This window comes from Halogranum amylolyticum (genome assembly GCF_900110465.1).
Classification (GTDB): domain Archaea; phylum Halobacteriota; class Halobacteria; order Halobacteriales; family Haloferacaceae; genus Halogranum; species Halogranum amylolyticum.
In genome coordinates this window covers 85,854-106,510 of record NZ_FODV01000002.1, presented here as the reverse complement: position 1 = coordinate 106,510, position 20,657 = coordinate 85,854, and the positions used below count along the sequence as shown (strand labels likewise).

Below are 20,657 nucleotides of genomic sequence, written 5' to 3'. Positions count from 1 at the left end.
ATCGTCGTGACTCATACGAACGCCTCCCGTCGAAGGGCGAGCAGCACCGCGACACCGGCGGTGAAGACGACTGCCGCCTCGCCGAGGGTGTCGAACCCACGGTAGGCGGCGAGCACCGCCGTCACGGCGTTCTCGACCTCGGTCTCCTCGTACGCGTTGTCGAGGTAGTAGTTCGTCACCTCGCCGTCGACCACCGGCGACCCGGCGTCGCCCACGGCGGGGAGCGCCGGCACCGTCACCAGCATCGCCCCCAGGAAACAAACGAGCACCACGAACGTCCGCGGTCGGATACGCTCGAACAGGTGGTCGGTCGAGGGGTTCACCGTCTTCGCGACGGTCAACAGGAACAACAGCGTCATGATACCGGCGCCGACGGCGGCCTCCGTGAGCGCCACGTCGGGTGCCTGCAGCAGCACCCAGAGGATGGCGATACCCAGGCTGTAGGCGGCCGACGCGATGATCACCGCGAGGATGTCGCGCAACACGGCCGTCGCCAGCGCACAGCCGATGACGAACACGAGGATGGTCGCCTCGACCGGCGTCATCGGTCACCTCCCGTGGCGACGCCGGAGCCGTCGGTGGCGACGGAACCGGTCTCACCCGTCTCGTCGGATCGGGAAGCTTCCGAGGTCGCCGTCGCGCCCCGGTCGTCGTCCTCCTCGGTCCACGGTTCGATCCCCTGGTCGTAGGCGGCCCGCGCGATGGCGTGGGCGGCCGTCGGGTTCGTCACGAACATGAACACGACGAGGAACACCGCCTTCACCGTCGCGGTGTCGGCCCCGAACACGAGTGCGACCGCAGCGAGACTCAACACCGCTCCGAGCGTGTCGCTCTTCGAGGCGGCGTGCGCACGCGTGTAGAGGTCCGGAAGCCGGAGGATGCCGACCGCCGCGACGAAGCCGAAGAAAACGCCGCCGGCGGCGAGCGCGATTATCAGTATCTCGACGGGCGTCATATGACACCACCCCGCTCGACCGTGAACTTCGAGATGGCGATGCTCATCAGGAAGTTCAACAGCGCGTAGACGAGCGCCACGTCGAGGTAGCCGGGTTCACCGAACGCGGCGGCGATCAACGCGAGGATCACTACCGTGTTCGACCCGATGACGTTGACCGCGATGACGCGGTCCTGCATCGTCGGCCCCGTGACGACGCGGTAGAGGACGACGATGGCGAGCGCGACGAACGCACCCGCTGCGCCGAGCAGCGCGTCCGCGACGAGCGGCGACGCCGACGCTGCGCTCATTCCTCACCCTCCTCGCCTGCGGCGGTGGCCGTCGGCGCGTCCTGCTGTGTCGACTGCTGGTCCTCGCGCTCGGCCTCCCGCTCTCGCGGACTCGGGATTCGCGCGGCCGCGCGACCGTAGAAGACGAACCGGACGGCGCGTTCGAGCGCCCCCTCGAGGAGGTCGCGGCGGGCCGAGCGGGTCAGCGAGTGGATGTAGAACTCCCGCTGACTCACTTCGACGGTGAGCGTCCCGGGCGTGAGCGTGATACTGTTCGCGAGCGTCGTCGCCGGGAGGTCGTTCCAGACGGCCGCTCTGAACTGGACCATCTTCGGGTCGATCGGGAGTCGCGGGTGGAGGATGACGTACGCCAACGTGACGTTCGCCTTCGCGATCTCCCAGACGAGATAGGGGATATAGAGGAGCATCCGGCCGAATTCGCCGGGGATCCGCTTTAGGTCGGGACGTCCCTTCAACGAGATCTGCCCGAGGACGAGTGTGACGATGCCGGCGCTTATCGCCCCGGTCACGAGGTCGAACGTCCCGCTGAACCCACCCAGCGTGAGGTAGAACAGGTAGGACGTCCCGAACACGATGAGATACTGGCTGAGACTCTCGCGACCGACGAGGACGCCTCGCCGTGCCGGCCGTTCGACCGGCGCCTCTTCCACGTAGAGGTCACTCCGGGACAGTTCGAACTCCAGCGGACGGAGCATCGGTGCGTTGCCGCCGGGCTGGTACTCCGGGTCGACGACGATGCGGTCGAGGTCGTGTTCGTTCGCGTAGGCGACGATGACGCGGGCGAAGTCGGCCGGACTGAACAGATAGTCCTCGTCCCCGACGATCGCCGTCTCGACGTCGATGACCGGTTCGGCGGCTCGGTCCTCCGCCTCTTCGTCGCCGGCGAGGTCCTCCTTGGCCCACAGTTCGACGCGGTCCAACAGCTCTTCGGCGCGTTCGAACTTCTCCGCGCGGGTCGGCTCTACCGCCCGCCACACTGCGGGGTAGACGAAGTGGACGATCGCTGTTTCGCCCGTCTCCTCGGCGCGCTCGCGGGCGGTCTGGACGGCGTAGGCGACGGTGTTACGGAGCGTCGGCGACTCGCCGACCGGGACGAGTACGTGTGCGCTCGCTTCATCCGCCACGGGTTTTCCACCTCGTTTGGTGACTGTCCGGGGGTCGACAGTCCCTCGGCTCTGTTCGACTCCACATAGTAACTAATCGTTTGGAGCGAGTAGCTATTGACGCAAAACTATTCTCATCTCTCGTCGGGGGTTGTGGGTACAGTATCAGACGGACAGAAGCGGAAACGATTCCCGAACGAACGGACGGAAGCGCGGACGTTTGAGGAACGAACGGGAGTACGGAGACTCGGGAGACGAACGAAAACGCGCGCGCCCGGCGTGGAAACAGAAACCGTGGTCGCTCGCCGGTCGAGAACGCTGCGGAACCTACGCCTCGTCGAGTTCGCGGCCCAGTCCGGCCGCGACGCGTTCGCCGAGGGCTGCTTTGCTCCCGGCGAACTCCTCGGTCGAGTCTCCACGGACGAACAGGGTGCGCGTCTCGTCGTCGCCCATCACGGAGGCGTCGTTGGCGACGACGAACGCCAGCCCGACGCGGTCGAGGATGCGACGGGCCTCCTCGACCATCGCCTCGTCGTCGCCGGAGGTCTCGGCTTTGAAGCCGACGATGGTGAGACTCGGGTACTCCTCGCGGACCGTATCGATCAGCTTCGGGGTCGGGACGAGCTCGAGCGTCCGGGGTTCGCCCGAGCGGATCTTCTCGTCGCTCGCGTCGACGGTGTAGTCGCTGATGGCGGCGGCCGAGACGAGCGCGTCGGCGTCGCGACAGGCGGCCTCGACGGCGGCGAGCATCTCCGCGCTCGTCTCCGCTCGGCGGACGTCGGCGTAGTGGACGTCGGGTCCGTCGTGGACGAGCGTCACGTCTGCCCCGAAGACGTGACAGGCGCGCGCGACGGCGCGGCCGGTCTTCCCGGAGGAGCGGTTGGTGAGGACGCGAACCGGGTCGAGCGGTTCGCTCGTCGCGCCGGCGGTGACGACCACCTTCGTCCCCGCGAGTGGCTTCTCGGTAGTCGCGCTCGCGACGCCGGTGACGATGGCCGCCTCGGTGGCGATCTTGGCCTTCCCCTCTTCGACACGCGGGTCGACGAAGTCGACGTCCCACTCCTCCAGGCGGGCGATGGCGTCCAGCACGCCCGGATGGTCGTACATCGGTTCGTGCATCGCCGGAGCGACGACGACCGGCACGTCGGCGCCGAGGGCGGTGGTCGCGCAGGTCGTCACGGGCGTGTCGTCGACAGCGGCGGCGATCTTCCCGACCGTGTTCGCCGTCGCCGGCGCGAGCAACAGGACGTCGGCCCAGCCGTCGCGACCGCAGAGTTCGACGTGTTCGACGCGGCCCGTTAGCTCCGTCACCACGTCGTGTTCGGTGGCGAACTCGACGGCCCACGGGTGGACGATACCCTGTGCGCTGTGGGTCATCACTCCGCGGACCGACGCCCCGTGTCGCCGAAGTTCGTGGGCCAGTTCGACCACCTTCACGGCGGCGATGCTGCCCGACACACCGAGGGCGACGTTCACTCCTTCCAGCATTCGTTCGTGGTTCTGTTCGGTGCGATTTAACGGTGTCTCTCTCGGCGGTCGTGAAACCGACTTGATCAGGGTTCGACGGAAACCCTCTCACGCGACGATAGGGTCGGCGTCGTCTGACCCGGGCAGAACACCGGTTTGCAAGTGCTCACCAGAGAGAGCGCCTACAGCGGAACGAGACTCCGACACAGACAGCAGTTTTCAAATGCTCCCGGTAGAGAGCTACAGACGCTGCTGAATCTGGAAGGACTGCCACGTGAGCCCCATCTGCTCGAACGCCTCGCTGACTTTCTTCGAGTCGACCTCGTCGCTGAACTCGAACTCGTAGTACTGCCCGCCCTTGATCCCCTCGTTGTTGTCGTGGGAGGTGAGAAAGCCGAGCATCGCCAGTTTCGTCAGATGGTTGTACATCCCGCGTTGGCTCAGCGGGTCCGCGCCGTAGCTGTCGGCGACGTGTTCGTACGTCCTGTGGACCTCTTTCACCCGCGCGGGGGTGCGGTCGGCCTGCGAGAGATGTGCGACGGCTGCGAGGATGTACTGCTTGTGTGCGTCCTGGTCGGTGATGGAGTCGACCATGTCGCCGTACTCGAGGTCGTCTTTCGCCTGGTGGACGTGTCGCTCCGTGATGCTGGTAGTACCGGTGTTCTCTGCGATCTCGCCGGCCCGCCGGAGGAGGTTGATCGCCTTCCGCGCACTGCCGGAGGATTCCCGGGTCGCGAGCGCCGCACAGAGCGCGATGACGTCCTCGGTGTAGGTGCCGTCGTGGAGCGCGCGCGAGGCGCGGTCGTGGAGGATCTCGCGGAGCTGGTTCGCGTTGTAGGCGGGGAACTTCAACTCGGTCTCACAGAGCGTGTCTTTCACCTTCGGCGAGAGGTTGGTTCGGAACGTGTAGTCGTTCGAGATGCCTACGAGGCCGATACGGGCGTTCTCGATCTTCTCGTTGGCACGGGCACGCGGCAGTTCGTAGAGGATGGTGTCGTCGCCGCCGATGCGGTCGACCTCGTCTAAGATGATGAGGACGGTCCCGCCGAGTTCGTCGATCTCGTCGTACAGCATCGAGTAGACTGCCTGCGGGGCGTACCCCGTCGAGGCGATCATGTCCTTCGGCGACCGGAGTTCGTTGACGAGAGCGATGGCAACCTGATATGAGGAGGTCTCCTCACCGGTCGAGGTGAGGTTCTGACAGTTCACCTTGACGATGGTGAGGTTGATGGGGTCGTCGGCCTCCTCGTTCTTCTGGACGATGTCGCGTTCGAGCTGGTTCGTAAGATGGTTGGTGACCGCCGTCTTACCGACTCCCGTATCACCGTATAGAAACGCGTTCTGCGGCGGTCGACCCTTGTAGATCGGTTTGAGGACGTTGATGTACTCGCTCATGGCCTCGTCACGGCAGAGGATAGTCTCGGGGGTGTAGTCCTCCTCGAGGACCTCGATGTTCCTGAAGACCTCGGCCTCGTCCTCGAAAATAGAATCCGGTGCCATGTACTTCGACGCTCCAGTGCGCCCTACTTATCTTTTTTCAAGTGCTTCACGTGTTTCAAATGATTCCCCGTCTCCGGAACGCCTCGACGACCCTCTCACAGCAGTTTGCAAATGTTCCGAGCGAGAGCGGAGGGGAGGGAGTGACCCTCCCACAGCAGTTTGCAAATGTTCTGCGTGTGAGGAGGGGGAGGGGGTCGGACGTCCCGCTGTCACTTCCCGTCTCACCTCCATCCGGCCTCTCTCTCAGCGAGTTTCAACTGCTGGGTGCGGGCGAGGGTAACCGGGAAAGACGATCCGACCGTCGAGAGTCCACGACCTCACGAGTCGCGTCGACGACCGAATCTATAGACGGTCTCGGCGGCGTCGACACTCGTCTCCTCTCTCTGCCTAAACTATTATATATTATAAACTTTACTATATATGTTATTATTGCTGGTTAGGTAGAGAGTAGAAACCACCCGACAGCGGCCGAGTGCAACATTTGAAAACTGGTGTGTCGGGGCGAGAGAGCGCGTTCGTTTATATACTCATCTCATGACCGTCATCCACCCTCCCCCCTCTCGACGACTGAAACATTTGAAAACTGGTGTGGGAGGGTCACTGATCGGCGACTACGTCACTCGTCGGAGAGTCGACCGAGCTCGTCGTCGACGAGACTGGGGTGGGTTCGTTGGGGTTCCGGATGCGGCTCCGCGAAGTACTCCTGCATCGCCGCGATCGACTCCCGTTCGCGTGCCTGCCGTTCGGTCTCCGAGATCTCTTCACAGCCGGGCGGGACCTCGCGGCCGCGGTCGGTGAAGTAGCCCTCCGGAGCGACCCAGTCGTGGTAGTAGGGCGTCTCGGAGTCGTGGATCAGGGTGATGGCGACCTCCGCGCCGTGACCGGCGGCGACGATCGCCTGGTGGTAGCGTTCGGCGAGTCGTCCGCCGACGTAGACGCCGTCGACGTTCGTCCGGCCGAGGCCGTCGTCGTCGACGTAGCGTTTGCTCCCTGCGTCGCGGACGTCGACGTCGAGTCCGTCGAGGTAGTCGACGTCGGCCCACGAGGCGACGACGACGAACCGTGCGGCGAGCTCCGTGTCGTCCGACTCGTCGGTGGCGACGGTCGCGACGAACCGCGCGTCGCCTCCGGGCGTCTCCTCTCCTGCTTCGTCTTCGACACGCCGAACCTCCGTCACTCGACCGTCGAGGTGATCTGCGCCGTTCCGCGTCGACTGTGCCTCCAGCATGTCGGTGAACAGGTTCGAGTTCACACCCGCCGGAAAGCCGGGAAAGTTCTCGAGGTGGGCGTTCCGGCGGAGAATCGACTCGCCGTCGTCGACGACGACGGTTCCGAGCCCGGCGCGAGCGGTGAACACACTGGCCGTCGACCCGGCGACCCCGCCGCCGACGACGAGGACGTCGTAGCTGTCCATCTCCTCTCTCGTACCAGAGCCTGCCGTCGTCTGTCGTACCGTGTCGTCCGTCATCGTTTCCTCGTTCGGGTGTAGTTGGTATGGACGTTCCCACTTCGGCCACCAGTAGCTCGGAGCTTCGATTCTGAACGTCCACTCGTCTCGTCATCTCAGAGCTCCCCTGTGACGATGTCCGCGACCCGCTGGCAGTCGAACAGTGTTCGGTCGGGGATCTCGCCCAGCCCCGGATACTGGCCGAACTGCTCGGGGTACTGCTGCTGTGCCAGCATCTCGGTCTGGAAGAGGTTGATGACGGGCCCCTGCTCGGCCGTCCCGCCGGGGTAGAGATTCCCCTCTTTCACTGCCGTGAGCTCTTTGCCAACCTCGTGGTTCACGAGCGGTTCGACGAAGCGCGACTCGAAGGCGTCCTTCTCGTAGGTGACGCCCCAGTGGAAGACGACGATCTCGGGGTCGACCTCCAGGAGCGTCTCGTAGTCCGTCCTTCCGAACTCACCGGTCTCGACCCCATCGAAGGCGTTCCGGATGCCGAGGTCACGGTACTGCTTCATCTCGTAGCCCGCCGCGGTCGGGTCCATCGCGTAGAAGACACCCTTCGCGGGGTCGGACCCCCCGTTCATCAGCGCGATGCCGTCGGCCCGGATGTTCGTCGTGTCGTCGAGATCCAGTTCGAACCCCGGAAGTTGGCTGTAGAACCGCTCTTTCAGCAGTCGAAACGACTCATGAGGACGGTCGACGCCGACCACCCCGTCGCCGATGCCGAGCGCGACGCCCATGTCACCGTAACCGGTCTTGTAGGCGACCCACGACTCGGGGACCGCCTCGAACTCCACGGCCCCCATCGGTTCCATCGTCACCGCGTAACTCGACTCCGCGGTCTGCTGACTCGTCTCACCCGACCCCGTGGTGGAGTCGTCCATCGTGTTCGTCGTCTCCGTCGCCGCGTCGTCTCCAGACGTACCTGTACATCCCGCCAATGCGATACTCCCTGTAACCCCGACAGACAGCTCTAAAACCGCCGTCGCGTCTGATTCGTCTCTTCAGCCATGATTTTAGGCTAGCCTAAATTGACAAAATCACTCCGAATTTTAGGCGGGCCAAAACCTACTCGTCGTCGAGCGCGCGGTGTGGCGAGATGTGTGGCCCGGTCGGATGGTCGGCGTCCACGTCGGCGTCGACGCGGAACACGTCCCGTAGCAGCTCTTCGGAGACGACCTTCCGCGGCGGCCCCCAGTCGTACAGTCCGCCGTCCTTCATGGCGATGAGGTTGTCCGCGAACCGGGCGGCCTGTCCGATGTCGTGGAGGACGACGGCGACGGTGACGTCGCGTTCACGGTTCAACGTCCGGATCACTTCCATCACGCGCAGTTGATGGTGTAAGTCGAGATACGTCGTCGGCTCGTCCAAGAGGAGGACGTCGGTCTCCTGGGCGAGCACCATCGCGATCCACGCCAGCTGTTTCTGACCGCCGCTCAGGTTGCCGACCTCGTCGTCGCGGAGATGGTCGACGCCCGCCAGGTCGAGTGCCCGTTCGACGGCCTGCTCGTCGTCTTCGCCGACGGACTCGAAGAAGCCACGATGCGGGTAGCGACCGTGGTAGACGAGGTCCTCGACCGTGAGGCTCCCCGGTGCCTCGTTCTCCTGCGACAGCAGTCCGAGTCGCCGGGCGAGTTCTTTCGTCCCGAGGTCACGGACCTCCGCCCCGTCGAGGAGAACGTGGCCTCGGTCGGCGTCTAACTGCTTCGCCATCGTCTTCAGGAGCGTACTCTTCCCCGACCCGTTCGGCCCGACGAGCGCCGTCACCTCTCCGGCGGGGATGTCGACGCGTTCGCACTCGACGACGGGGTTCTCGGTGGTCGGATAGCTGATGGCGAGTTCCTCGCCGCGGAGATGCGTCGCCTCGGCGGCATCCGTCTCGTGGAGCTCTCTGTCGCCGTCCAACTGCTCGCGACCGACCGGCGACTCCAGCGATTCGTCGCTCATAGTTCACCTAACCGTTCTTTCTTGCGCATGAGATACAGGAAGTACGGCCCGCCGACGAGTCCGGTGACGATGCCGACGGGGATCTGCGTCGGGCTCAGCGCCAGTCGTGCGCCGACGTCGGCGGCGACCATCAGCGCCGGCCCGGCGAACAGACAGCCGACGACGAGTCGCTTGTAGTCGCTGCCGACGATGTTTCGGACGACGTGCGGGACGATGAGACCGACGAAGCCGACGATGCCGGCCACCGAGATGGCGGCGCTCGCGGCGAGGATGGCGACACCCGAGAGCGCGAATCGGACGCGCTCGACGGACATCCCCAGCGCTTTCGCCGTCTTCTCGCCGAGCAGGAGCACGTTCAGCTGCCGGGAGGCGACGATCGAGAGCGGTATCGTCGCGAACAGCGTCCACGGGAGGATCATCCGGACCTGCTCCCAGTCGGTGCCGGTGAGCGACCCGGTCGTCCACGCGATGGCGCTCTGGACGACGCTGATGTCGCTCGCCAGTAGATACATCGCCGTCTGCAGCGATCCGAAGATCGTCGAGACGATGACGCCCGCGAGGACGAGTCGGACCGGACTCGTCCCGTTCTTCCACGCGATGGCGTAGACGACGAGGAACGCCGTCGTCCCGCCGAGCGCGGCGAACACCGGGAGGAACGTCGAGAAGCCGGTGAAGACGACGAGCGTGAGCAGGATGGCGAGGCCGGCCCCCGAACTCACGCCGAGGATGTACGGGCTCGCGAGTTCGTTGCGAGTGACCGCCTGAAAGATCGCTCCCGAGACGGCGAGGTTCATCCCGACGAGGGCACCGACCACGACGCGCGGGAGTCGGATGTTCCAGACGATAAGCGTCTCCTTCGACAGGTCGACGCTCGCTGTCGACAGCCCCGTGAGGTTCGCGACGGTCGTCGCGACGCCCTCCCCGAAGAAGAACTGCAAGAGGACGTACGGGTTCGACCACACGATCGGGTCGAACACCGCGCGCCACGCCTGCTGGATCGACATGGTGAACGCGCCGAAACTCACCTGAACGAGCGTCGAGCAGAGGACGACGAGGCAGCTGCCGACGGCGAGAGTGAGAAGCGACCCGTCGAGCCACGCGGGCCACCACCTCGGCGCCGAGGTGAGTTCTGTCTTCTGTGTGTCACTCGCCACTGTGATCACTCACCCACTGATGACGCTCGACAGTTTGCCGCGGTCGAACAGTTCGCCGCTGAAGCTGTCGGGGAAGAAGTCGGTCGCGGCGCGCTCGAGCGTGAACAGATGCTGGATGGGACCCTGGTAGATGGGACCGCCGCGGAACACCATCTCGTTCTGCACTGCGGTGAGCTGTGAGGCGACGTCGTGCTGCTGCATGAACGAGAGCACGGTGTTCCGGAACTGCTTGGCCGTCTTGCTCTCGTGGCCGCGGACGAGGATGGCGTCGGGATCGACCTCCAGCATCGCCTCGTAGTCGACGGTGCCGCGGTCGCTCGTCGACAGACCGTCGATGCCGGTTCCCTCGAGTGCGTCCTTGATACCCAGGTCGTGGAACTGCTTCTTGTTCGTCCCCTGGTCGCTGAGACGGTACGGGTAGAACTGTTCGGGTTCGTCGCCGGCGGCGAAGGTGAGAAGCGCGTTCGGTCGCTCCCCCTCCGCCGGTAACTCCGACTGGACGCGGTCCACGTAGTTGTCGTGGAACGACTTGAACGCCTGATAGCGCTCCTGCTCCTGGAAGATCTGGGCGACTTTCTCGAACGCCTCGTACATCGTGTAGTAGTCGTAGTTGTGCCAGGCGGAGCTGTCCGTCCGCCGGAAGATGGTGTTGCCGATGAACGGCGCGACGCTCTCGGAGAGTTCGTCGACGTCGCTCTGTTCGAGACCGAACGACGACCCGCTCGTGAGCCAGTTGGGGTCGACGAGATGGACGTCGACGTCGAGTTCGTAGAACAGCTCCTTGTCGATCTGGGCGCTCTCACCGACCAACTGGGTCAGCCCCTCTTTGTCGACGCTGACGCCGTCGAGTTGGTCGTAATACTGCGTGTGGTAACGGGCCTTGTTTCCGACTGCGGCTAGTCCGTCTGCCTTTCCGAGCGCGACACCCATGTCGGCGTACCCCGACTCGTAGACGAGCCACGACTTCGGAACGGCCTCGAACGTCACGTCGCCCACCGGCACCATCGACACCGTATAGGACCCGGACTCCGAGTCGGCCGTCCCTTCGGACGTCCCGTTCGTGGTCGACCCGTTCGTCTCGGGTTCGCCGGTCGTCGCTTCTGAACCCTCCGAACCAGCACATCCTGCCAACCCGACAGTCAGCGCACTCGCACCGACACCGAGAAACGTTCGACGTTGCATGGTCGTTTTGGCACACCTAAAACAGAAAAGCGCTCCGGTTTTTTGGCTGGCCGAAATGACCGGTGCAGGTTATCGGGTGACGCGGTTTCGTCGAGCGAGCGGACGGCCTACGAGCCGATGCTCCGACCAACGAGCGCCCCCGAGCGGACGTTCGCCTCGACGGACCGCTCGCCCCACAAACCTTAGGTGACACGCGCCAAACCGGGAGGCGTGGACGAAATCGTCGTCACAACCGTCGTCTACGTGCCACCCGAGGAGGTGTACGACTTCCTCTTGGATTTCTCGCGGTATCCGGGCTACTCGAAGCATCTGAAGGAGGTCCGCAGCCACGGCGACGGCGGGCCGGGCACGGAGTACGAGTTCCGACTCGCGTGGTGGAAGCTCACCTACACGGCACGGTCGGAGGTGACGGAACTGGCGCCGCCCGACCGGATCGACTGGAAGATCGTCAAGGACATCCACGCCCACGGCTGTTGGCGGATCGAGGAACTCGACGACCTCCCGGCGGACGCCCCGGCGGACGCCGACACCGCCTGTCGCGTCTGGTTCGAGATCCGGTTCGACGCCGACTCCGCGAACTCGAACGCGCTCGATCTCCCCCGGTTCATCTCGTTCGACCGCGTGCTCGACAAGGTCAAACCGGTAGTCGTCAAGGAGGCCGAACGCATCGTCGAGCGTATCGTCGCCGATCTCGAAGGGAACCGCCGTCGTGTGGATTTGACCATCGAGAACAGACCGAGCGACCTCTGAGAGAGGTTATCGTAGCAGTTCAGAGATCTTCTCCGTGAGAACCGAACCCTGTGGCTCGCCGGGAATCTCTGGTCTTCCGGCCGGGTACGACAACCCCTATAACTGGTTAAACGAGAGCGAAGAGGCTGCAGAACTCCGTTCTCCCGTCGATCCCGCAATGGAAATAGTGATACGACCTGCGAGACTACGGCGGGCCATGAACAGAGGGGCGACCGGACCGTGCGCGTGATCATCATCGGGGCCGGACAGGTCGGGTCGAGTATCGCGGCCGACCTCGAAGACACCCACGAGGTCATCGTCATCGAACGCGACCCTGCACGGGTCGAGGAGTTGAACTACTCGCTGGACGTCCTCGCGATTCAAGGCGACGGGACCGCCGTCGCGACGCTCGAAGAGGCCGGCGTCGACAGCGCCGGGATGGTCATCGCGTCGACGGACAACGACGAGACCAACATCGTCGCCTGCTCGACGGTGAAGGCGATCAGCGACGCGTTCACCATCGCCCGCATCAAGAACACCGAGTATCTGCGGACGTGGGAGCGCTCGGAGAAGGCGTTCGGCATCGACTTCATGGTCTGTACGAACCTCCTGACCGCGGAGTCGATCGTCCGCATCGTGGGGCTGCCCGCGGCGCTCGACGTCGACCCCTTCGCGGGCGGACAGGTCCAGATGGCCGAGTTCGAGATCCCCGACGGCAGCCCGATCTCCAACCAGACGGTCCAGGAGGCCGACCGCTTCGACTCGCTGACGTTCGCGGCGATCCTCCGCGACGGGACCATCGAGATCCCCCGTGGGGAGACGGTGATCCGGCCGGACGACAGGGTGGTCGTCATCGGGAGTCCGAACAGCGTCCAGGAGTTCGCACAGACGATCGCCCCCGACGAGTCGCCCGGGACGGCGGAGGAGGTCGTCGTCGTCGGCGGCAGCGAGATCGGCTACCACGTCGCCCGACTGCTCGAAGAGCGGGGGTTCCGCCCACGGCTCATCGAGCAGGATCACGACCGGGCGCGCCAACTCGCTGAGGAACTTCCGAACACGGTCGTCATGGAGTCGGACGCGACCGACATGGCGTTCCTCGAACGCGAACACATCGGCGACGCCGACATGGTCGTCGCCGCCCTCGACTCCGACGAGAAGAACCTGCTCGTGACGCTGCTCGCGCAGCGACTCGGCACCGAGCGGACGGTCGCCGTCATCGACACCACCTCCTACCTCGAACTGTTCGAGACGGTCGGCGTCGACGTCGCGATCAGTCCCCGCGAGGTGGTCGCAGAGGAGATCACCCGGTTCACTCGCGAGGGCGGTGCGGAGAACATCGCGCTCATCGAGTCGAACAAAGCCGAGGTGCTGGAGATCGAGATCGACGACGCCAGCGTCCTCTCCGGACGGGCCATCCGCGACGCAGTCGGCGAACTGCCGACCGGCGTCGTCATCGGCGCTATCACGCGCGACCGCGAGTTCATCGTCCCGCGCGGGGACACCGTCGTCGAGTCCGGCGACCACGTCGTCGTCTTCGCCGACGCGGCCGTCGTCGACGAGGTAACCGCGAAACTCTGAACGCCGACGGGTTCTCCACGTCACTCACTCACTGGGTCGTTCCCGAACAGTATCTTCATATCTGCGAAGTTCGACGCACGTCTGTGTTCCGAACGAAGGAGCGTGTCGGGCCGTGAGACTGCGTGTCGATTATCGTGCCAGTCTCAGTCTCGTCGGCACCGTGTTGAAGTATCTGGTCGCGCCACTGGCGTTTCCGGTGTTCGTCGCCCTGATATACGGCGAGACGATCATCCCGTTCCTCGTGACGATGGCCGTCACCGCCGCACTCGGGTTTGGACTCGAGCGACTCCGACCCGACCCGGACATCCGCGCCCGCGAGGGGTTCCTGATGGTCGGTGTCACCTGGCTGGCGGTGGCGATGGTCGGTGCCGTCCCCTACCTCGTCGAGGCCCACGGCGTCCCGCTCGTCTTCGACCCGGTCCACCCCGAGTCGACGCTCGCGAACCCGGCGAACGCGCTCTTCGAGAGCATGTCGGGGTTCACGACGACCGGAGCGACGGTCCTCGGTGACATCTCCTTCGACTCGCACACGCGCGGCGTCATGATGTGGCGACAGTTGTCCCAGTGGCTCGGCGGGATGGGGATCGTCGTCCTCGCGGTCGCGATCCTCCCCGAACTCTCCGTCGGCGGGGCGCAGCTGATGGACGCCGAGGCACCCGGCCCCGGCATCGAAAAGCTCACCCCGCGCATCGCCGAGACGGCGCGTGCGCTCTGGGGAGCGTATCTCGGCTTCACGGTGCTCGAGATCCTGCTGCTCTACGGGCTCAACCTCGCCGGCATCGACCCGGCGATGACCGCCTACAACGCCGTCGCTCACGGTTTGACGACGATGCCGACCGGCGGGTTCTCCCCCGAGGCGCGGAGCATCGAGGCGTTCTCGGCGGCCGCCCAGTGGATAATCATCCCGTTCATGGTCGCCGCGGGGACCAACTTCGCGCTGTTCTGGCACGCGCTCACCGGCGACCTCGACCGCCTGTTCGAGGACACGGAGTTTCGGTTCTACCTCGGCGTGATGGCGTCGCTGACGGCGGTACTCGCGGGGATACTGTTCGTCGGTGCTGGCTTCGTCGGGCAGGTGCCCGCCGGTGAGACGTACGACGCAGCCTACCTCGCGGAGTACACCGACCGTGTCGTCATGCAGTTCGAGCCGTCGGTTCGGCAGTCCGCCTTCCAGGTCGTCTCCATCGTGACGACGACGGGGTACGCCAGCATGGACTTCAACGCGTGGAGCGCCCCGGCACAGTACGTCCTCCTCTTTGCGATGTTCGTCGGCGGGTCGGCCGGGTCGACCGGTGGCGCGATCAAGGTCGTCCGCTGGTACGTCATCCTCAAATCGGTCCGTCGAGAACTGTTCACGACTGCTCACCCCGACGCAGTTCGCCCCGTCCGACTCGGGGGCCGGGCGCTCGACGAGCGCGCCCTCCGCGGTATCTACGCGTTCACGCTGCTGTATCTGGTGTTGTTCTTCCTCTCGGTCGGCGTGCTGTTTCTCGACGCCGCTCGCGTCGACCTCGGGCTCTCGGTGCTCGAAACGATGAGCGCGACCGCGGCGACGCTCGGCAACGTCGGTCCGGGGTTCGGTACCGTCGGTCCGATGGGGAGCTATCTCCCCTTCTCGAACGCCTCGATGGTGTTCATGACGTTCCTGATGTGGATCGGTCGACTTGAGATCCTGCCCGTGCTTGTCCTCTTGACGCCGGAGTACTGGCGGCGGTAGGTCGCTGACGACGTCTCGGGAATGACGGGGACGACACCGCTTCGAGACGACAATCTTGATGCGAGTGGTGTGTCATCGCTACGTATGAACGCAGAGCGAGGCGGTCGACCGTGCGTGTAATTATCGTCGGTGCCGGCGAGGTCGGATCGAACATCGCTGCAGGGTTGGCAGACTCCCACGAGGTCGTCGTCGTCGACGTCGACGGTGAGCAAGTGACTGAACTGAACTACTCGCTGAACGTCCTCGCAATCCAGGGTGATGGCCTGTCGCTCGACACGTTAGAGGAGGCAGACGTCGGAAGTGCGGACCTCCTCATCGCGAGTACTGACGACGACGAGACCAATCTGGCGATCTGCGGAACGGCGAAAGTGCTCGGCGACGCGTTCACTATCGCCAGAGTCAAACAGGTCGGATTTCTTCGGACGTGGGAACGAGAACCCGGTGCGTTCGGTGTCGACTTTATGGTCTGTTCGAACCTGCTCACTGCTCAGGACATCGTGCAGGTCATCGGCCTCCCGGCCGCGGTCGACGTTGCCAGATTCGCTAACGGACTCGTACAGATGGCCGAGTTCGAACTCGACGAAGACAGCCCGCTCGTCGGTCAGACGGTTCGCGAGGCCGACCGCTTCGAGCTGCTCACGTTCGCCGGAATCGTTCGGGACGAACGAGTCGAGTTACCGCGCGGTGACAGCAGACTCGACGTGGGCGACAGAGTCGTCGTCATCGGTCCTCCGGAGAGTGTCCACCGGTTCGCGCTGACGGTGTCGCCGACGGAGGCAGCCAACGACACCGAGAGCGTGTTCGTCATTGGTGGTGGCGAGATCGGGTACCAGACCGCTCGGTTACTGGAGGAACGAGGTCTCAGTCCGCGGCTGGTGGAATCGGACGAGAGTCGAGCGCAGGAAGTGGCCGAGGAGTTGACCGATACGCTCGTCTTTCAGTTTGATGCGACCGACAGTGACGCGCTGGAACAGGAGAACTTCGGCGAAGCAGACGTCGTCGTCGTTGCACTCGAGAGCGACCAAGAGAATCTCTTTGTCTCCTTGCTCGCCAAGCGATTCGGTGTGAATCAGACCATCGCAGTCGTCGAGACCGGTGACTACCGTCAACTGTTCGAGGCAGTCGGCGTCGACATCGCAATCAACCCGCGTGCCGTAACCGCAGAGGAGATCAGTCGCTTCACCCGCGAGCAGATGACGGAGAAGCTCGCCTTCATCGAGAACGAGAGTGCCGAGGTGCTAGAGGTCGAGATCGACGACGAGAGTGCACTCGTCGGGAGGCCGATTCAGGAGTCGGTTCCCGACCTCCCGGCGGACGTCGTGGTGGGAGCGATCACCCGCAACCGGAAACTGGTCTCTCCACGTGGAGAGACGGTTATCGAACGCGGAGACCACGTCGTTCTCTTCCTCGAAGCCGACAGTGCAGAGGCGGTTACCGCGGCAGTGTAACGAGGGACACGACGGGTGTCGAGGTCGAGGTCGAAGTCGAGTTACGACTCCCCGCCTTCTGCTCAGGACCCCCAGTACGACGGCGTGAAGATGACGAGCACCGAGAGGATCTCGAGTCGGCCGATCCACATCAGAAACACCATGTAGAGTTTCGCCGCGTTCGAGAACGGGAGGAAGCTGTTCATCGGGCCGACGATCCCGACGCCGGGTCCGATGTTGCCGAGCGTCGCGATGGTGGCGCTCACCGCCTCGATGGCCGACAGTTCGACACCGGTTCGGAGTCCATCGAGGTAGAGGACGACCGCGGAGACGGCGAAGATGAGGAGGAACGTCATCGTGAAGACGAACAGGCCGCGGACGGTACCCTCGTCGACCACGTCGTCGGAGAGCCTGAGCGGGCGGACGGCGTCGGGGTGGACCGTCGTGAACAGTTCGCGGACGATCGTCTTCTGGATCAGATACCAGCGGATGATCTTGATCGACCCCGCGGCCGACCCGGCGGATCCGCCGAGGAACATCGCGAAGAGGAGGATCAGCTGCGTCGACTGGTCCCACGTGTTGAAGTCCATGCTGGCGTACCCCGTCGTCGTCACGATCGCAGCCGTCTGGAAGGCGGCCTGTCGGAGCGAGTGTTCGAGGTTCCCCGGAATCTCCCCGACGTTCGTCGGCGTCGTCTGGAGACCGATCCCGACGAACAGCAGCGTCGCCAGCACCGTCCCGACGACACCCATCGCCGTGAGATACGTGCGGAACTCCGTGTTCCCCGTCAGCCGACCTGGTTCGCCCTTCAGGACGTACCAGAACAGCGCGAAGTTGGTCCCGGCGACGATCATGAAGACGGTGATCGCCCACTGGATCGCCGGTGAGAACGCCTCGGCGCTCCGCGCCTCGGGAGAGAACCCGCCGGTCGGCATCGTCGTCAACGCGTGGGCGACCGCGTTGTAGAAGTCCATGTTCGGAGCTACTCCGGCGAGATGGAGACCGTAGTAGACCGCGAGCGCCGCGACGGTGAAGCCGATGTAGATCCGCCAGAGCGCCTGTGCGGTGTCCCGGATTCGTGGCGTCAGTTTCTCGAGGGACGGCCCCGGCGCCTCCGCGTCCATCACCTGTGCGCCACCGACGGAGAGTTCGGGGAGGATGGCGACCATCAGGACGACGATCCCCATCCCGCCGAGCCACTGGGACAACTGTCGCCACATCAGTATCGACCGCGAGTGACGCTCGAAGGAGATCTCGCCGAGGACGGTCGATCCGGTGGTCGTGAACCCCGACATGCTCTCGAAGAGTGCGTTCACCGGATGGGCGACGGTTCCCTCCCCGGCGACGAGATACGGAATCGCCCCGACAATGGGGATCACCAACCAGGTCAGACTCACCAACAAGAACCCCTCGCGGTGACCGAGGTCGGGTTCGGAGTGAAGCCGTTCTAGACCGACGCCGACTCCGAGCATCACTCCCAGCGTTACGACGAAGGGGACGAGGCTCTCACCGTAGTAGAGCGCGACGGCGATAGGAACCGCCAGCGGGATTGCCATGTACTTGATGACGGACCCGAGAAATCCGAGACTCGCCCGGTAGTCTACGTATTTCGATAGATTCGCGTTCATCTGTTCGGTAGGAGCAAGAAAACCCAGCAGACATAAGACTCCTTAGATAGACGAAGGCCGGCAGACGGGCGGCGGATTGGTCGTCGATGGCTGCTCTCTGCCGATATTTTCCCGTTCTCGACGCGGACCGACCAGAGGCTACGATACGACTCGGACGTTTATTGGTTCACGCTACCAACTACCACGGTATGCCTCCGTGTCACCGACGAGACGACCGATCCGCGGGGTTCGACCCGTGAGCCACGCTGGCGAGCGCGCACCCGCGACGAGTCTGGGGCTACTCGACGCGACGATGGTCGGCATCGGCGCGATGATCGGTGCCGGTATCTTCGTCCTGACGGGCCTCGCCGCGAACATCGCCGGCCCGGCCGTCATTCTCGTGTTCGCGCTGAACGGCGTCGTCACTTCGTTCACCGCCTTGGCGTACGCCGAACTTGCGGCGGCCATCCCGCGCAACGGCGGTGGCTACGCCTACGTCCGAGAGGTGTTCTCCGCACCCGTCTCGTTCGTGATGGGGTGGACGCGGTGGTTCACCTACATGATCGCCGGAGCGCTGTACGCACTCGGTTTCGCCTCTAACTTCGTGGAGTTCGGCCATCTCTACGGTATCGACCTGCCCGGTCCACCCGTCGCCTACGCACTGCTCGTCGTCGTCGGCTTCGTCGCACTGAACGCGTTGTCGACCGCAGCGAGCGGCGGTGCGGAGACGGTCATCACGCTCGTCAAGATCGCCATTCTCGGCGTGTTCGTCGCGTTCGGGTTCTCGGTCGCCCGTGTCGGGGAGTTCCGTCCGTTCTTTCCCGAAGCGGGACCGGTCGCACTCCTCCCGGCGATGGGGCTGACGTTCATCGCCTTCCAGGGGTACGACCTCATCGCGACCGTCACCGAGGAGGTCGAGAACCCGACCGTGAACATCCCGCGGGCCATCGTCCTCAGCGTGGTCGTCACCGTCGTCGTGTATCTCCTCGTCGTCTTCGTCGCCATCGGTACGCTCGGCGCGGAGGCACTGGGAGCAGCGGGTGAGACTGCCGTCGCTCGCGCCGCAGAGGGGTTCATGCCGACGTTCCCGCTCGTCGGAACCGGTGCGGCCATCATCGCCTTCGGCGCGGTGTTCTCGACGGTCAGCGCGCTCAACGCCGTCGTCATTGGATCGAGCCGGGTCGCGTTCGCGATGGGTCGCGAGCGTCAACTGCCCGCCGCGCTCGGTCGGCTCCACTACCGCTACGGGACGCCGTTCGTCGCCATCGTCGCCAGCGCGGTCGTGATGCTCGTCGCCGTCCTCGTCGTCCCCATCCGGGTCGTCGGCAACCTCGCGAGTCTCTTCTCGCTGCTCGGGTTCTCCATCGTCAACGTCGCGGTCATCCGATTGCGTCGCCAGCAACCGGACCTCCGACGGCCGTTCGAGCTCCCTCTGTACCCTTACACACCGATCCTCGGCATCGTCTGTAACCTCTTTTTGAGCCTCTTCATCGACCCCTTCACCTGGCTGTTGGCGCTCGGGTGGCTCGCAACCGGCGGGGTCGTCTATTTGCTCCTGGCCCGCCGAGGGTACGGTGAGGGCGAGCGCCGTGAACCCGAGATCGCCGAGGCAGAACCCCTCGACCTGGAGGAGGACCCCACATGAGTACCGACGACCCGACACGAGACCTGCGCGTCGTCATCGCCGGCGGCGGCGAGGTCGGCGTGCGCACCGCAGAACTGCTCGCCGACCGCGGCCACAGCGTCACACTCGTCGAGGACCACTCCGAGCGAAGTGCCTTCCTGAGCGACGAGTACGTCGCGACGATCATCGAGGGTGACGCCTCGCGTCCTTCCATCCTCCGACAGGCGCAGCCAGAGCGGAGTGACGTGGTCGCGGCGCTTACCGACGACGAACCGACGAACTTCGCGATCTGCATGGCTGCCCAGCGACTGGCAGACGTCCGAACCGTACTACGAACGACAGCGCGTCCGGACGATCTCTACACGGAGTACGTCGACGAGGTCGTCTTTCCCGAGCGGACCGGTGCGCGCGCCGCTGTCAACGCTATCACGGGCGAAGGCGTCCGGACGGTCGAAGACGTCTTCGGCGACGTCGAGATTCTGGAGGTGGAGATCGCCGAAGGCGCACCGGCCGCCGGTCGACAACTCAGCGAGATCAGACTGCCACGAGGGAGTCTCATCATCGTCGACTACGCGGGGAACCGCATCGGCGGGCCGGAGACGGTGCTCGACCCCGGCAACCGCTACGTCGTCGCCGTCGAGTCCGACGTCGTCGACGAGGTGATGAACCTCTTCCGTGGCTGATACTCGATAGAGAGGCTCGTACTCCTGTGCGTGCTCGCCAAGCCGTCGCACTCTCGACGGTGACTCTCTTCACGCGCTTGTCTCTGCGCTCGCACGGCGACCAGTGCTCGGGGCCATCAACCTTATGTGTATTGCACTGCTTGCCCAATACGACGCTTCGTTCTTGGAGGGCCGAAGCGTCAGCGGGGACCAGGGCGACTGGCTGAGTTTTCAGCCATCGTCGCCATTCTCTCATCGGATCTCACTC

17 protein-coding genes and 1 pseudogene are annotated in these 20,657 nt (G+C 64.6%); 6 read left to right on the top strand and 12 right to left on the bottom strand.

Annotated features, from left to right (window positions below; translation table 11 throughout):
• Window positions 1-11: 11 nt before the first annotated feature.
• From BSG17_RS03715 to BSG17_RS03665, 11 genes and pseudogenes are all read right to left on the bottom strand, one after another.
• Window positions 12-545, bottom strand: coding sequence for a DUF4040 domain-containing protein (locus BSG17_RS03715; protein ID WP_089821165.1), 534 nt, complete (start codon window positions 543-545; stop codon window positions 12-14).
• Between the two features lie 101 nt (window positions 546-646).
• Window positions 647-955 (bottom strand): annotated as a pseudogene (gene mnhG, locus BSG17_RS03710) (monovalent cation/H(+) antiporter subunit G); the annotation flags it as partial.
• Window positions 952-1,245: a cation:proton antiporter gene (locus BSG17_RS03705; RefSeq protein WP_089821160.1), complete on the bottom strand. Its 294-nt coding sequence runs from the start codon at window positions 1,243-1,245 to the stop codon at window positions 952-954. The pseudogene mnhG and the gene BSG17_RS03705, both read right to left, overlap by 4 nt.
• On the bottom strand, window positions 1,242-2,369 hold the full coding sequence (locus BSG17_RS03700) for a monovalent cation/H+ antiporter subunit E (RefSeq protein ID WP_089821158.1): 1,128 nt from the start codon (window positions 2,367-2,369) through the stop codon (window positions 1,242-1,244). Before BSG17_RS03700 ends, BSG17_RS03705 begins: the two co-directional genes overlap by 4 nt.
• 306 nt (window positions 2,370-2,675) lie before the next feature.
• The gene (coaBC, locus tag BSG17_RS03695; protein ID WP_089821156.1) at window positions 2,676-3,836 is read right to left on the bottom strand and encodes a bifunctional phosphopantothenoylcysteine decarboxylase/phosphopantothenate--cysteine ligase CoaBC; all 1,161 of its coding nucleotides are present in this window, start codon (window positions 3,834-3,836) and stop codon (window positions 2,676-2,678) included.
• Between the two features lie 219 nt (window positions 3,837-4,055).
• A complete protein-coding gene (locus BSG17_RS03690) occupies window positions 4,056-5,315 on the bottom strand; it encodes a Cdc6/Cdc18 family protein (protein WP_089821154.1) in 1,260 nt (419 codons plus the stop codon).
• Between the two features lie 616 nt (window positions 5,316-5,931).
• Complete coding sequence (locus BSG17_RS03685) at window positions 5,932-6,729, bottom strand: FAD-binding protein (RefSeq protein ID WP_089821976.1); 798 nt, start codon at window positions 6,727-6,729, stop codon at window positions 5,932-5,934.
• A 149-nt stretch (window positions 6,730-6,878) separates the two neighbouring features.
• A complete protein-coding gene (locus BSG17_RS03680) occupies window positions 6,879-7,646 on the bottom strand; it encodes a substrate-binding domain-containing protein (protein WP_089821153.1) in 768 nt (255 codons plus the stop codon).
• Between the two features lie 184 nt (window positions 7,647-7,830).
• Window positions 7,831-8,709, bottom strand: a complete 879-nt coding sequence (locus tag BSG17_RS03675) for an ABC transporter ATP-binding protein (RefSeq protein WP_089821151.1) — start codon at window positions 8,707-8,709, stop codon at window positions 7,831-7,833.
• On the bottom strand, window positions 8,706-9,863 hold the full coding sequence (locus BSG17_RS03670) for a FecCD family ABC transporter permease (RefSeq protein WP_089821974.1): 1,158 nt from the start codon (window positions 9,861-9,863) through the stop codon (window positions 8,706-8,708). The genes BSG17_RS03675 and BSG17_RS03670 overlap by 4 nt, the downstream gene beginning before the upstream one ends.
• A gap of 9 nt (window positions 9,864-9,872) precedes the next feature.
• A complete protein-coding gene (locus BSG17_RS03665; RefSeq protein ID WP_089821149.1) occupies window positions 9,873-11,045 on the bottom strand; it encodes an ABC transporter substrate-binding protein in 1,173 nt (390 codons plus the stop codon).
• Window positions 11,046-11,255: 210 nt separating this feature from the next.
• Here BSG17_RS03665 and BSG17_RS03660 point away from each other — a divergent pair, with 210 nt between their 5' ends.
• The 4 genes from BSG17_RS03660 to trkA (BSG17_RS03645) all read left to right on the top strand — a co-directional run bounded on the left by BSG17_RS03660 (window position 11,256) and on the right by trkA (BSG17_RS03645) (window position 16,517).
• Complete coding sequence (locus BSG17_RS03660) at window positions 11,256-11,795, top strand: SRPBCC family protein (RefSeq protein WP_089821973.1); 540 nt, start codon at window positions 11,256-11,258, stop codon at window positions 11,793-11,795.
• 219 nt (window positions 11,796-12,014) lie between these two features.
• The gene (gene trkA, locus BSG17_RS03655) at window positions 12,015-13,352 is read left to right on the top strand and encodes a Trk system potassium transporter TrkA (RefSeq protein WP_089821147.1); all 1,338 of its coding nucleotides are present in this window, start codon (window positions 12,015-12,017) and stop codon (window positions 13,350-13,352) included.
• A 112-nt stretch (window positions 13,353-13,464) separates the two neighbouring features.
• The gene (locus tag BSG17_RS03650; protein ID WP_089821146.1) at window positions 13,465-15,069 is read left to right on the top strand and encodes a TrkH family potassium uptake protein; all 1,605 of its coding nucleotides are present in this window, start codon (window positions 13,465-13,467) and stop codon (window positions 15,067-15,069) included.
• Window positions 15,070-15,179: 110 nt separating this feature from the next.
• Window positions 15,180-16,517: a Trk system potassium transporter TrkA gene (gene trkA, locus BSG17_RS03645; protein ID WP_089821144.1), complete on the top strand. Its 1,338-nt coding sequence runs from the start codon at window positions 15,180-15,182 to the stop codon at window positions 16,515-16,517.
• Window positions 16,518-16,579: 62 nt separating this feature from the next.
• Here trkA (BSG17_RS03645) and BSG17_RS03640 read toward each other — a convergent pair whose 3' ends face one another.
• A complete protein-coding gene (locus BSG17_RS03640; RefSeq protein WP_089821142.1) occupies window positions 16,580-18,124 on the bottom strand; it encodes a TrkH family potassium uptake protein in 1,545 nt (514 codons plus the stop codon).
• A 235-nt stretch (window positions 18,125-18,359) separates the two neighbouring features.
• On the opposite strand from BSG17_RS03640, the gene BSG17_RS03635 reads away from it, so the two are divergent.
• Both BSG17_RS03635 and BSG17_RS03630 read left to right on the top strand, forming a co-directional pair.
• Window positions 18,360-19,748: an APC family permease gene (locus BSG17_RS03635; protein ID WP_089821140.1), complete on the top strand. Its 1,389-nt coding sequence runs from the start codon at window positions 18,360-18,362 to the stop codon at window positions 19,746-19,748.
• The gene (locus BSG17_RS03630; protein WP_089821139.1) at window positions 19,745-20,410 is read left to right on the top strand and encodes a potassium channel family protein; all 666 of its coding nucleotides are present in this window, start codon (window positions 19,745-19,747) and stop codon (window positions 20,408-20,410) included. The genes BSG17_RS03635 and BSG17_RS03630 overlap by 4 nt, the downstream gene beginning before the upstream one ends.
• The last annotated feature ends 247 nt before the right edge of the window (window positions 20,411-20,657 follow it).